The following is a 14,888-nucleotide window of genomic DNA, read 5'->3' as shown; positions in this document are numbered from 1 at the left end:
TAGCATTAATACACTTTTTTGAATACTATATTTACAAGGCAATTATTTCAAGCTAACACTATTGAAACGAAATCCAGCTTTTATTCCATTACTCTTTGTTCTGGCTTTGAGTTGTCAGCAAGAGCCTGCCCCATTCGAGACGATACTTGCAGGCTACACGATTCAATTTCCTAAAGTGGCAAAGCAATTGATACATTCAGGCTATACTACCAAAGACAAAATTATATACGTTGATAGCACACGTAAACTCAAAATAGAATGGCTATTCAATCCATACGAATTTGGCGAGGATACAATTTATAAATTGCCTGATCGACGACAAGCTTATGGGATCAACATCTATCTCAAAAATAAAGGCGACCGATTAGATTCGGTGAAAGCAGCTTTAGAGAGGCAGTATAAACAGCCAATGCTACCCATGACGATAACGAAAACAAAGGATGAAAGCCACTGGCGTTATGGCTCAGCTGGATACTATTGCCAAATCGGTTCAGATGCTGTTCTGTTTTTACGTACGACAAGTTCCCCACAAGGCGACCCGTGGCATCAATTTAATAGTTTGCGAATAGCTATTGGCTATGGCTTAAGCAAAGCAGAACAGGAGCGTTTTGCAACCACCTCTGGTCGAGTGTGGAAAACGGTGGATTGACTCTTTTAATCTTTCCCACTTTTTTGAAATGCCAGTTTGTCTATGCAGATAAATCTCATGAAGTCAGCAGCTTACAAAAACATCATTCAATACCATTACTGGTTGGTTAAAATCCTTGAGATACTAACTTTTCTGTCATTCGCTTGTATCACTTACGACGACTCAAAATTTGACTTGCCTATGCTCATATTGGCTACAGCGGCCGTATTTATAGGATCACCTTTAGAGAAAATAAGCTATCTGGCGGTTCTTTTAAGCTGGATTTATGTCGGTAGCTTAATCTTCTGGAATCATCTTTATAAACAGTCATTCGTTATACTAGTAATTGGAGTCTTATGGGTATTAATAATTCTCCGCGGGTATCGAATGTTTATATCTCCAAATCCAGACGTAATAGATAGGAATCACTGGTTCATTGGCTCCAGCATAGTATTTCTAGTTAGTTCAGGGCCATTGCTTTTTCAGGTATTTAATACAAGAAAGTAAAAGGGCATTTAATGCTATAGAGTGTAAAAAAGGAGGAGTCGGATTCCTAAATCCGACTCCTCCTTTTTTACTGTTTCACAACCCGTCTCCTAAAGACTTGCTCCCCTATACTTATCTCCACAAAATACACGCCGGGTGGAGCAGTTTTGAGATCGAGCGACTGCTGGAATGTGTCGGTAGTTTTCTGGTGACTTTGTCGGAGTAATTCCGAACCTGTCACATTGCGGACGCCTAATACTAATGCTCCTCGCAATGTACTGCTGAACGAGATGTTCATCTGCCCATCGCTGGGATTTGGGTTCACTTGCAAGGCCTGTTCGGCTAGGGGCGTTGTGGCGGTTACAGTGCCGGTTCGCACATTCACAGTAATCACAGCCGATGTGCTGCACAAATCCGTTCCCGATCCCGTTACGGTGTAGGAAGTGGTTTGAGTCGGTTGAGCTACTACCTGTGCCCCCAACGTTGAGTTGAGTCCCGTACCTGTCCAGGTGAAAATGCTGGCTCCGCGAGCATTCAGCGTTACGGTCTGGCCCGGATCGATAAAGATGGACGAGGCTGCGACCTGTACTGATAATTTCTGTCCAACACGTCCGGAAATATTATGGGCTACATTCAAGCCAAGGCTATCGGCATACCGGAGCCAGTTTCCCTGACTATTCTGCCGCCAGGAGGTTGCGTCCAGCGATTGCCCATTTGCGGTGGTGACCAGTGCAACGGTATCGCCCGATGCATACGGGATCAAAATACCAATGTGGAAAGGCAGTCCACTCACCGGAACGTTCTTATCGAACGTAACCGTAGTTGCCCGGTTGTTCGCCACATCAGCCAGAATATCCTTTAGCGGCACATCTTTTTGTCCCAGAATAGCGCCAGGACCACCCTGGAAACCGCGACCATTCCAAATTGTTACCGTCACTACCGATTCCGTAGCCGCTCCCTTGGCAGCTTTGGCAACACCAAATTTCAGCGATGCCCCTGCCAGGTTCGTATAGCTCAATTTATTGGCAAAAAACTCAGAAACAGCCTGGCTCTTGTGGCTATTCTGACCTGACACATAGCCTGTTCCGTTGGTTTCACGCAGTACAGTAGGTGTCCCGTTGAAATTCGTTATATCGGTGCATAGCCCTTGATTCAGCACTTCAATATATTCTGTACGAACCAGCGGGTCCGAGGTTCCAATAGCATTCGACGTTACCAGTGTTACTTTAAATTTACCCGGTTGGGTATAGGTAACGGTGGGGTTCTGATCAGTCGAGGTAGCGGGGGTGCCTCCTTCAAATGTCCAGCTCCAGGTAGTTGGGAACCCGTCTGACAAATCGTTGAATTTAACCTGGCCCCCTAACAATACCTGCTGGTTATCGGTCCGGAAGTTCGACGTGGGGCGCGTGGCAACCTGTGTTCCACAGACATTGGACGACAGCAGGCTGAGCCGCCGGGGACTAATAGCCATAACGGCCCGAATTCGATCTTTTTGGTTGAGTGTGAATATGTTAAAGCAGGCATCATTGGAATAGTCCATGTAGTTCTGCACCATGTTCGTAGCACCACAACTTACCCGACCAACCTGGCAACCACTACTGGCAGAAGCCTGAGGGGGTGTATCAGCGCAAAAATCATCGCCACAATTGGTATCGCCCCAAATGTGGCGCAGACCCAGCCAGTGACCGGTTTCATGACTTAAAGTACGGCCCAGGTTGAAAGGCGACTGAAGTACGGGAAAGTTTCCCTTCTCAACGCTCCCAAATGCTTTGTAATAGATCACGACACCATCGGTACTGGCGGGACCATCTGATGGAATACCCGGCAGATTCGATTGGGTTGGAAACTGAGCATAGCCTAACAATTGCCCGTTTATGGATGGATCACTGATATCTACAACCCAGATGTTGTAATATTTGTCGGGATTCCAGTAGGTACTGGGCTTCAATACACCATCGATATCATTCTGCGTCCAGTTGGCCCGGCCACCATTGTACCGATCAATACCCGGCTCAGCCATTGGCTGTCCCTGTGGATTAACTACTGCCGGACAAAACTCGATTTCAATATCAGCACCGACAGGGTTATCATTAAAGCCGTGTGTACCAGCCTTACGACGGTAATCTTCATTCAGGACAGCCAGTTGAGACTGTACCTGAGCCAGGCTAATGTTACGCCCCGAGCCAACGGTTTCCCCATTATGCACAACGTGTACCACAACCGGAATAGTGATAACCGTAGCGGCCGGTGCCCGCCCATTGGCCAGTTGCTTTTTGAAATCAAGCATTTTCTGCTGCAACGCCTTTTCAAAATCGTTGAGCGTTCCCAGCTGTGGATATTTAACCCGCAGCAAACTATCCATTTCCATAGTAGCACACTGCTCAGCCCGTTTGATAGGCGTTTGAGCGTGCAGCGTCTGGGTCAACAGAACGCATAAAAAAACGTAGAGTACATGTCGGAACATACGCCTATTTGGTCGTAACCGAATTGAATGTGAATTGATAACTGGCATCTATATCTGTGAAATAATACTGGACTGTCAACACGGTTGACGTCAAATTTTTGATTGTCCAGGGATATATGCCATTTAAGACTGGAATGTAAAATTGCAAGGTTGCATTCGCATTAATAAGCGTCCAGGTATCGGTCAAATAAAGGTCAGCGTCTGTAGGATTACATTTAGTTGCCCCCTCACTAGCTTCAAATTTATGCTCAGCATCAGCGTAAAAGGTCAGTAAATCGTCATAAATACAAGGATCTATACCTGATTGAGCAACTGGTATCACACCCGATGCTTTACCGTTGTCAATAACCTGAATTGACACCATCTTCCAGGCTTTCTTATCTGTGCCCGTCAGCAACTGGGAGTACGTAAAGGGCTGGGGTTCTAGTTTTTGAGAACATCCCCCCAGGAGCCAGCCAACTATCCCAGGAATCAATAAGAAGCGTATTAAATGTCGCATGGTTGAAGCTTATCTAACGAATTGTTAATGACTCGGAATTCTGGCTTTACTGGGGTGTGTACGTTTGTGTATAGTTCACAGTGGTGTCTTTAGTACTACTGAGAGCAAGCTTGAATTGGAGGTTCATTGTAATTACCCGATTGCGAGGATTCCAGGCACCGGTTCCCTTAATCGTATCGGTCGAACCAAGGGTCGCATTGCTCTGTGTTGGCACAGTAAGCGAATTATCACCATTGTCGATAAACGTTAGTGTTGGCTTAATCGCATCGAACGAGAAAAATGGAACGCCGATATTCCAGTTACTAATGACATACTGTTTGCAATCGGTACTGGTAATTTCAATATCTGACACACTATAGTTACTGGTTCCTATACGACTGGTTCCCGTATAAAACCCTCCCAGCAAGCAATCATCCTGAATTGTTAGCGTCAGCGATTTTCCAATAAGACTCTCTTTACCAAAGCCAACCTGTAATGTGCTGGGTTGAACGCCCGTCAGTGTAAACGTGAGTGATGTTGATTCCAGAATATTATTCGCGTTATTGATCAGCTGCACCATAATATTACCCTTGCTCGACTTGGCCGGTATCACCACGGTACCTTTGGTACCAATAATGGTATATTCTTTCCCTTCACGAGCCGTTCCATTAACCGTATAGCTAATCGTAATAGGCTGATCAAGTTGAGGGCCAACGTTGTGTACCTCAATCGAAATAGGCTTACTATAGCTTTCCTTATAGATCAGTGTTGTATCGGTAAAGCGAACAAAATAGGGCCCTTCGAATGTGCGGTCAATGTCACTTGTTTCGCAGGCCACCAGGGCCATGCCAAGTAGCATTACCATTCCAATGAACCCACTTACCTTATATTTTCTCATAACTTTTAAGACGCTTTACGAATTAATACCCTGGATTCTGAGCACCCTGTAATGCGGGGTTACGCAAAATTTCTGACTGTGGAATTGGCCATACTTCAAATCGACTGCTCCAGTTAGGTGAGAAGGCAGACATAACCGCCTGCGCCCGGCCTGTACGAACCAGATCATACCAGCGATGTCCTTCAAACGCCAGTTCGTACTGACGTTCCCGTTCAATAGCCAGAAGAACATCGGCCTGAGCAGCCGCCGTAACTGCAACTGCCTTAGCCCGCGTACGTAATACGGTGAGGTCCTCAACGGCACTATTAGCGCCTACTAATTTGCCCAGCTGTGCGCGTGCTTCAGCCCGAATCAGGTACATTTCAGCCAGACGAAAAACAACGATGTTCGCATTGCCTTCTATGGCTGTGCCATATTTCTTTACCGTCCAGCCGTTATCATTTCCCTGCTGCTGTGCTACATTAAATGCAATGGTTGCTACGCGCGTACCCGACTCTGTCGAGTTAAGGGCAATCACAATCTGATCGGATGGAATAACTTCCCGGCGACTGACAAACAGTGTGTTTAACGTACCTGGATCATCGTTCTGCGTATAGCCTACTTCAAAGATCGATTCGGCCGTAAAATTCACATTGACGATCGTGTTATAGTCAGGCACCAACGTAAACTTGCCTGAACTAATCACCTGGGTAGCATAGGTTTCGGCCTGTGCCCAGTTTTTTTGATAGAGGTAATAACGAGCGAGGGCCGCCTGAACTACTCGTTTCGATAAATAAGCGGCCCCAGTCGATGAATCGTCGGGCAAATCGGCCAGAGCGGCCTGATAATCGGCTAATACAGCGGCTAAAACAGTTGCTTTGGGCGATCGGGCAATGTTTCGGTTCGTAGCCTGATCGGTAGTGGTTACCAACGGAATATCACCAAAGGTATAGACCCCATAAAAATTGGCCAGCCCACGCAGAAAACGAGCTTCAGCCGTTAAGGTTTTCCGGCTATCTGACGTTATGCCAGACACGACGTTGGGTAGTCGTTCCAGAATGAAATTAGCGACATAATTGGTCTGGTATACGCCCGCCCAGAATGTAGCTACGTCGGCGTTTGTCGACGTAATCTGCTTGGTACCAAACTCCTGATAGGACGTAAACGTACCGTTATGTTTGATGTTATCGGCCGTAAAATCACCAGCAATAACTACAGACGAGGTCATGGCCCTAAACGCACTATATAAACCAATCCGAACGAGAGGAGCATCAGCCGCCGTCTTCAATGTCAGATCGTCGATACGAATATCATAGGGTGTAGGCTCCAGAACGTCTTTACAGGAGGTTAGTACTGTAAGGGTAAGTATGAAGCAGGTTATATAAGACTTCATGTTGACTAAGATAGGAGTGTTCCAGAAACTACAGGAGTCCACTCATTAAAACGTTGCAGTTAGGCCTACCATCATGTTTTTCACCTGAGGTAAGGTATTAAAATCAATTCCCTGAGCTGTGGTTGATCCATCAAGCGTACTCAGCTCTGGGTCTGGTCCAGAATATTTCGTAAAGGTCCAGATGTTGGTAGCCGACGCAAAAACCCGAATACCGGATAATTTTACCTTACTAACCCAGGTTTTAGGGACATTATAACCAAGCGTTACATTTTTCAATCGTACATAAGAGCCATCTTCCACAAACCGGCTGCTCAGGTAGTTGTTATACGTATTTTCATAGATATAACGGGGTACGCTGGTAATATCGCCCTCTTTCTGCCAACGTTTTAGGGCATCGGTGCTTTGATTGAAATTGAGCGAAGAACCCGTATTAACCGATGTCTGCTTGGTCAGATTCATAACATGGTTACCATACGAAAACTGGAAGAAAACACTTAAATCGAATCCCTTATACGATAATCGGTTCGTAAAACCGCCAAAGAGTTTAGGCTGGGCATTACCAATTACCTGAGCATCGTCGGGCGTGATACGGCCGTCTCCATTTTTATCATCATAGATGGCATTACCCGTAGCTGGATCAACTCCCAGGAACTTCAACCCCCAGAATGTGCCTAGTGGCTGACCGGGCAAAACGACGTTGGTTGCGGTAGCACCGCTGGCCTGATAACCGGCAAAAAGCGGCTCTGTTGTTGCCAGCTCAACTACTTTGTTCTCGTTACGGGACAGGTTCAGATCGGTACTCCAGCGAAGTCCTTTGCTGTCGATATTGACGGTCGTAATCGTAAGTTCGATACCCTTGTTTGAAATTTTACCGATGTTCCCCTGTACGGCACCAAATCCTGAAGTTAGCGGGATAGGCTGATTGAATAATAACTTATCGGTCAGGTTGTCATAGGCATCGAGTGTAGCGCTTAATCGCCCGTTAAAGAAGGACGCGTCGATACCAACGTTCGCTTCGCGGGTACGCTCCCATTGGAGGTTTGGGTTCGCCAGAGCAGCGGGTCCTAAACCCGACGAGCCACTATAGGTCGTTGCCGCCCAGGTACCCAGGAATAAGAAGTTGCCAATCTGTTCGTTTCCGGTAAATCCGTAGCTGGCCCGAACTTTCAGGTCGTTCAGAAAACTGGTCTTGGACAAAAACTCTTCCTCCGAAATCCGCCAGGCTACTGATCCAGATGGGAAGAAGCCAAACTGACGATTAGGCCCAAACCGAGACGAGCCATCGTAACGGCCAGTCGCAGTCACTAAATATTTCTCTTTGTAATCGTATTTGACTTCACCAAAGCCTGAAAAAAGACCGCTATATACCAAAGCAGAACTACCTGCATTAACGACCCCCGCCGACGTTATATACGTAAAATCATTACTAGGGAAATATTTCCCGATCGTCGATCCGCTTCTATTCGTTCGCTTAATTACTTCTACACCCCCGAGAGCACTGATTCGGTGTTTTTCATTAATCAGTGTATTGTAGGTTAATGTATTCGTACTTGTAAATGTAGCCGCCAGGCTCGTGTTATACTCCCCGTACCCCTGCTGGCCTACGCTTGTATCATAGCCCCCAACAGCCGTGCCCGTTGGATCGTAGATATCTTCGATAATACTGTTGTAATCAATACTGGCTTTCGATCGAAACCGGAGATTCGGCAGAAATTCATATTGTACATAAACTCCACCCAGCATTTTTGTCGTCAATACATTCTGCCGAGGCAACACGGCCTCCCCCACTGGATTAAAGTTAGGAAAGCCGGCATAGTTGGCATCGCTTGGCCCATACAATTGCCCTTGTTCATTGTAAGGCGCATAATAGGGCAAGCTACGAGTAGCACCAGAATAAACTCCATTTAAGGCATTATCGCCCAAAACCCGCTTGTTAACGGCTCTCGATACGGTTATATTACTGCCAAATGACAGTTTCGCGGTGGCATTGTGATCAATCGTCATGGTACCACTCATCCGACTAAACCGATTATTCAGCAATACTCCTTCTTCGTCCCGGTAGTTACCACTCAGGTAGAAACGAGTACGATCTGTGCCCCCCTGTGCCGATACCTGATACTGCTGGTAAACACCTTTGCGCAGTATCATATCCAGCCAGTTTGTATTAACGCCATCGGTTACACCTTTAATCAAACCTAGTTTGTCAGGATCTTGTCCGGCATTCGTGACAGCTTCTCGTTGTAGGTCAAGTAACTGCGTTGAATTAAGTAGGCTAGGGCGTTTAACAATGTCGGTCAAGCCTCGTTGTACATCAGCTGTAATCGTTGTTTTCTGATTTGCTTTCCCACGTTTGGTCGTGATCAGCACAACACCATTGGCAGCACGTGAACCATAAATGGCTTTCGCCGAGGCATCCTTTAACACCTGAATTGATTCGATGTCGTTTGGGTTGAGAAGCGCTAACGCATTGTCATTCTGCCCTCCATAGCCTGTTGTTAACGAACCGTTTTGCACCTGTACACCATCAACAATGAACAGAGGACGGTTAGATGCCGAAATCGACGTATTACCCCGAACCCGAACGGTAAGTCCGCCACCTGGCGTACCCGACGATTGCGTTACCTGTACACCAGCCGCTTGTCCTTGAAGCGCCTGATCCAGACTGGTAACGGGAATATCCTTAAATTTTTCGGAGGAAATAGATGCGATAGAGCCGGTGATGTCTTTGCGCTGGGTTGTGTTATAACCAGTTACCACAACCTGGCTCAATTCATTGAGGGCTTCCTGCATAATTACATTCACCACAGAGCGGTTGCCAACGGCTACTTCCTGTGTATTAAGCCCAATGGACGTGAATACCAGAGTTGCATTGCCATTAGGAATAACAATGCTGTAGGCCCCATTAGCATCTGTACTAACGCCATTGGTCGTTCCTTTAACAACGATGTTGACGCCCGGTAAGGTCTGACCGTCCTGGGCTGATGTAACTCTACCCGTTATACGCTGACCCTGAGCCCAAAGATAGCCCGGCAGTATGGTCAGGAGGACTGACCAGATAATAACACTATAAAATTTTCTCATGTATAGGTTATACTCCAAGTAAAAGCTTTTAGGGTTGAGATAATCTTAACGGGAAAACAATATACTAATAAGCTTGTGCAAACTACTATTTTTTCAAACGAAAAATTCACCCTCATCGTATAAATCTACTGACTAAGGAAGCTACTCTATCTCACTCAGTTTCTGATAGACCGCCAGCACTGCACAATCAAAATCATCCGGTATTGTTGGGCTGTCTGTAAACTATTTCCCACTTCCAATACGCTAATCTATTTCCGTCTGATGCAAAATCCTTTACAGATTTGGATGGTTACACTGATTTTAATTGATTTTTTAACCAAAAAACAAGGCTCCCTGCCTATGACAGAGAGCCTTGACTATAGAATCTATTCTGTTTAATTACTTCGGATTTTTAACAGGGGCGCTACCGGCAGCAGCAGGGTTATAGGCTAACTCATTATCGGGTACATCCCAGTAATCGAGGAAGTTGTAGGTGATCGTCGCATTGGTGCTAACCTTACCCGCTTTATCAACCACAACAGCGCCTGTACGACCTTTGGTGATTACTTCCCAACGGCGGGCATCGTAAAACGATAGTCCACGGAAGACCAGACCAACCCGGCGTTCTTTGCGAAGCGCTTCTTTAGCACCCGCAAGATCCAGACCACTCAATGGATCTAAACCTGCGCCCTGGAATGTACGAACAGCATCGATTGAGGTCAACCCACCAGCGATATCGCCTGTGTAGATTTTGGCTTCGGCTTTCATCAGTTCGTTTTCTTCGTACGTACTAGCCAGTGTGAGTTCGTATGCACCTACGGTCAGATTGCTCAATACGACGACACCCGCCTGCCCTTTGCCACCACTCACTAACTGCCAACGGGTGTTAAACGAGTTACCACGGTCAGAGTTGAACAGAGCAGGCGCAGCTAATTGAGTAAAGTTATTCGCCAACCGCTTGTCACCCGCTGGGAAGTCCTGAATCAGGCGCTCGCTCACTTTATAGGTAACGGTACCTGGTGTACCCGTCGTTTTAGCCGCCATGCTACCATTTACAGCAGAAATAAAGTCGGCGTTGTCGGTTGAGCGACCCGTAAAGATATTATCGGTCGATTTTACACCATCATTAGTCAACGTCAGGATCTGTCCCCACTGAGCAGCGGTCATAGCGGCTGCGGTCGTGTTTACCAGAATATTGCGGGCTTTGAGCGTATTAATGCTCCGTTTCCACATATCGGTTGTTGGCGGAAGCCCTTTACCAACCTGATTAAACGTTGGAATTAATGCGGTAAGCGTAGGCAAATAGTTCGCGTCGGTACCAATCGTCGTTAATAACGCGGCAGCTTTATCGAGGTTTTTAGTCGCTTCATCAATGATCTTCTCTTTGGCCACGTAGTTTGCGTTCGTAGCGCCGGTTTTGTCATTGATTATCCCAGCGTAATAGATTGACCCGATCCGCGAGTAAGCGTATCCTTTCCACCAGTAAGCCCAGGCCAGAACCGTGTTCTTTTTAGCATCGTTAGAGAACTTCGTTGAATTGGTGATGTCAATCACACTATTCATTGCATTGTTCAGGTTGTACATATACCCCCATTCGTAGAACAGCGGATTGGCGCCAGCATTAGCATTCGTATTAATGGTACGAATCAAGGCAATCTGCGTATTGATCGAACTTGGGTTCAACACTTTCGAGCCATCGTCCAGGGTAACCACGTCGGGCATACCAATCTGGTTACCATATACGTTAGCCGCTTCTTCGCCAACTACATCGGCCATCAATTCATGAAAGCCAACAGCACCGGTCCAGAAATAACCTGGAATACCGTCGCTGTATTTAATGCCATCTCTGAATCCATTAATGTAAACACTACCCTGGGCCAGACCAATTACTCCCGATTCGGTAGAAGCACTGGACGGTGTGGGTTGGTTTGGATTTTTAACATCCAGCTGTTCCTTACAGGCTCCCAGTAGACTAACCAGAGCGAAGGATAGAACTGTAGTTCTTATTATATATCGTTTCATGAAGTTGTTCTTGCTGGTAAAAAATTAGAAACCAAAGTTGAGAGATACCTGATAGGAACGGTTGTTCGGAGTTGTATTGTGATCCGTACCCCGATCCCACGCTGAGCTTTCGTTACCCGTTGTCTGACCCGAGTTCACCTCAGGATCGAAACCTGTGTATTTGGTGAATGTCAGCAGGTTACGACCGCTAAATACAACTTGCAGGCGATTCATTGGCAACTTGATGAGTTTCGTTAACTCAACACCCAGTGCTACGTTACGCAGGCGAACAAAGGAAGCATCTTCGTAGAAGTAATCTTTCGTACCGTTGTTTGCGCCGGCCTGATAGATACCCCGATAGAAAGCTGTCCAGGCACCCGTTTCGCCATTGATAGTGATTGGCGTTGTGTAGTCCTTGTGAATACCATCGCGGTACATCCATTCTTTCGTCTGATTGTAGACGTGGCTACCCGATGTCCAGTCGAACTGGAAGTTCAGGGTCACGATATCACGGAACGAAATATCATTGATGAACGACGATACAAATTTGGGGTTAGGATCACCAAAGCTATACTGAGCCGAGCTAAACAGTGGTTGTTTGGTCGCTTTGCTGACAACAAAGCCGTTACTAGCCACTTCGTAGCCAGCCTTGGCGCTTTCAGCAATGGCTGGTGTGCCATCAGGCAGAACCTGGTCGAGGCTGTGGATACCCACATAACCAAACAATTGACCAATTTTCTGACCTGCTTTCAGTACGTAGTTGGTACTACCAGCGCTGGATGTTACAACAATCTGCTGATTACCTTTTACAGCATCGATCTGCGATGTCTGATGGCCGAAATTCGTTGTAAAATTCCAGGTGAAGCTCTTACCGCGATACACCGTAGCGTTTAACGAGAACTGTGTTCCTTTAGACGACAGCGAGAAGGCATTATCTTTAATCGTACCGATACCCGTCGATGGGGCTGCGTTTACGTTGAAGATAGCATTATCAGTCGAGCGATTCCAGTAGCTGAACGAGAAGTTCAGTTTCTTGAGCCAATCGCCGTTACCTGCTTTAACCGTGAAGTCGGTACCGATTTCAAGTTCTTTCGAAACTTCTACACCCAGATCCGGATTGCTTTGCGAGGTCGTATTGTAGAATACGTTGTTAGCGCCAAACGTACGCGTACCCAACGTTACATACCGGTCAAATGGCTTAGGCTGAATACCTGCCTGACCATAGGCAGCCCGCAGTTTGAACTCAGGCACATAAGTACCTAAGGTTCCATTCTGCCAGAACTTCAGCGACGAGGGGCGTACATAACCGTCGGCGTGGGGGAAGGTAAATGGCGTTGAGCCCTGTCCGAAAGCCGACGAATAATCAGAACGGAAACCGGCCGTAACACCCAACAGTTCACCATATTCGATATGCTGATTAATCAGGTATCCGTACGTTACAAATGGCGTACTATCGTCACGTAATATCCGGTAAGTACTAGCCTGAGCCGCTGTATAAGGCGTGTAAGTAGGCACACCAAGACCGTAGGCATCAAACTCCTTGTAATTGTTCTTCCGATAGTCGAAGGAGATTTGTGTCGATGTCCGAATTGGAATATTCAGTTTGAAGTCTTCCATGAAATCGGTTTTGATGAATGCACTACCCAGGAAATTCTGGAACACCGTTTTGTAATCGTAGGTAGATATTTCACCTTTGGCATCACTGGCATTCAGGGAAGTGGCATAACCAGCTCCGTTGGCAACAATGTTCCGGTTCAAAGTCTGATTACCATAAGAATACCGATCACTTTCCTGGGTGTAGTTTAACCCGTATCGAGCGTTCAGATCTAAATACTTGATGGGTTTGTAATCCAGTTCTAAGCTCTGAATAACGTCTATTTTATTATCGGCATGATTCCGGTATTGAAGGCGATAATTTGGATTGTATCCGTTTACGCCCGAAGCACTACCAAAATAGGCTGCGTAGTTTCCATCTGGATCTACATAATCGTAGTTGTTGAACGGCCGTGTGTTGTTGATATCGTACCATACAGACCGGTCATTGGTTTGAATCGTGCTTTTCGTATAAACCAACTGGGTTATGCTACGCAACGTCAAATTCTTAGCCAGCGTCATCCCGATATTGCTTACCAGGTTGCTCCGGTCATAAGCACCATTGTTTTTCAGGATCGTTGTCTGATAGCTGTTTGACGCCGTAATGCTATAATCTGCTTTTGCGCTTCCGCCCGATATGTTTATCGAGTTGTTAATCGTTTCGGAAGACCGGAAAAACATTTTGTAGTAATCGTAGAATTTCAGGTTCTGATCGTATGCTTTGTTTGCCTGGCTAGTAACGTCCAACGCATTGTATTGAACGTTTTCACTCCAGGTGCTGGTAGCCGGATCGAATGAAAGTGGCTTGCCCGATACACCGATAACATTGTTGCTGGCGTCAGTTACAAAGGCGTGTTTGTCGGCCTGAGCTACACCACCTGCATTAATGAACGAGTTAGTAGCGTACGAATTAGTGAAACTAATACGTGCTGGACCATCCTTACCACGCTTGCTAAATAACTGAATTACACCGTTGGCACCCTGCGCACCATACAGCGTTCCGGCAGCAGCACCCTGGATAACTTCAACCCGATCAATCGTGCTCAGATCAAGGCTATTCAAATCTGTAGAGCCTACCTGCACACCGTCCATTAATATAATAGGAGCGGTACCCCGGTTGATGGTGTTGATACCACGAAGCAGGATGTTTGCCTTTGCGCCTGGCGTACCGTTGGCGCTCACAATTTGTGCACCAGCAATCTTACCTACAAGCGCCTGATCAATCGAAGCAGTTGGCGCAGCAGGCAGATCTTTTGCCGCAACTGATTCAACAGCAATCCCGAGTTTGGCTTTACTGGTAGCTACCCCAACCCCAGTTACAACAACTTCTGAAAGTTGGCGTGAGTCAGATACTAAACTCACATTTACTTCAGTTTCACTACCTACTTTAACTTCCTGGGTTGTAACCCCAACGAAGCTGAATACCAGAATTGTGCCTTTGGCACTGGGCACTGTGATGTCATATACACCGCCAGCATCTGTATTAGCCCCTTTGGTTGTACCCTTTACAACAACTGAAACACCCGGTAAGGGTGAACCATCTTCCGCTGACGTAACCTTGCCAACGATTCTCCGTCCCTGAGCCCAAGCTGTGGAACAAAATGAGCTTACCAGTAGGAAACTCACTAATAGAATTCTACTCATGTACGTTTTTAGTTAGGTGAAGCAACACGTTACTTCCTGCAAAAGTAATATCAAATTTATCCAATACAAATATTTTTTCATTCAAATAAATAAGCCAACATAAATCTAAGATTATCTATATAAGCAAAATATTATTCTGAATGCAATTTTTTCATTACTTAGTTATAAATGCAGTAAATACTTAGCTAGTCAAAATTTGAAATATAATTTTATAAAGATCAGTCTCTTGGAGTATTACTTACTATAGCATCTGCTATTTTTGGC

Annotated in this window: 8 protein-coding genes; 1 reads left to right on the top strand and 7 read right to left on the bottom strand. The window is 46.1% G+C overall.

The window, feature by feature from the left end:
* The first annotated feature begins 61 nt into the window (after window positions 1–61).
* Window positions 62–649, top strand: a complete 588-nt coding sequence (locus GO755_RS17535) for a hypothetical protein (protein ID WP_157586492.1) — start codon at window positions 62–64, stop codon at window positions 647–649.
* A 553-nt stretch (window positions 650–1,202) separates the two neighbouring features.
* Here the strand turns inward: GO755_RS17535 and GO755_RS17530 are convergent.
* The 7 genes from GO755_RS17530 to GO755_RS17500 form a co-directional block, all read right to left on the bottom strand.
* Window positions 1,203–3,578: a M43 family zinc metalloprotease gene (locus tag GO755_RS17530; protein WP_157586491.1), complete on the bottom strand. Its 2,376-nt coding sequence runs from the start codon at window positions 3,576–3,578 to the stop codon at window positions 1,203–1,205.
* Between the two features lie 4 nt (window positions 3,579–3,582).
* Complete coding sequence (locus GO755_RS17525) at window positions 3,583–4,077, bottom strand: hypothetical protein (RefSeq protein ID WP_157586490.1); 495 nt, start codon at window positions 4,075–4,077, stop codon at window positions 3,583–3,585.
* Window positions 4,078–4,123: 46 nt separating this feature from the next.
* Window positions 4,124–4,954 carry a hypothetical protein gene (locus tag GO755_RS17520; protein ID WP_157586489.1) on the bottom strand — a complete coding sequence of 277 codons (831 nt, stop codon included), beginning with the start codon at window positions 4,952–4,954 and terminating at the stop codon, window positions 4,124–4,126.
* Window positions 4,955–4,976: 22 nt separating this feature from the next.
* Window positions 4,977–6,326 carry a RagB/SusD family nutrient uptake outer membrane protein gene (locus GO755_RS17515; protein ID WP_157586488.1) on the bottom strand — a complete coding sequence of 450 codons (1,350 nt, stop codon included), beginning with the start codon at window positions 6,324–6,326 and terminating at the stop codon, window positions 4,977–4,979.
* Window positions 6,327–6,371: 45 nt separating this feature from the next.
* Entirely contained in the window at window positions 6,372–9,407 is a 3,036-nt protein-coding gene (locus GO755_RS17510) for a SusC/RagA family TonB-linked outer membrane protein (RefSeq protein ID WP_157586487.1), read from the bottom strand.
* Between the two features lie 378 nt (window positions 9,408–9,785).
* Window positions 9,786–11,408 (bottom strand): RagB/SusD family nutrient uptake outer membrane protein, encoded by a 1,623-nt coding sequence (locus GO755_RS17505; RefSeq protein ID WP_157586486.1) that lies wholly within the window; start codon window positions 11,406–11,408, stop codon window positions 9,786–9,788.
* Between the two features lie 24 nt (window positions 11,409–11,432).
* On the bottom strand, window positions 11,433–14,624 hold the full coding sequence (locus GO755_RS17500) for a SusC/RagA family TonB-linked outer membrane protein (protein WP_157586485.1): 3,192 nt from the start codon (window positions 14,622–14,624) through the stop codon (window positions 11,433–11,435).
* Between the last annotated feature and the right edge of the window lie 264 nt (window positions 14,625–14,888).

Origin of the sequence: Spirosoma arboris (assembly GCF_009754945.1) — a bacterium.
GTDB classification, from domain to species: Bacteria; Bacteroidota; Bacteroidia; order Cytophagales; family Spirosomataceae; genus Spirosoma; species Spirosoma arboris.
The sequence above is the reverse complement of the archived record's forward strand: the minus strand, read 5'-3'. Positions and strand labels throughout refer to the sequence as shown.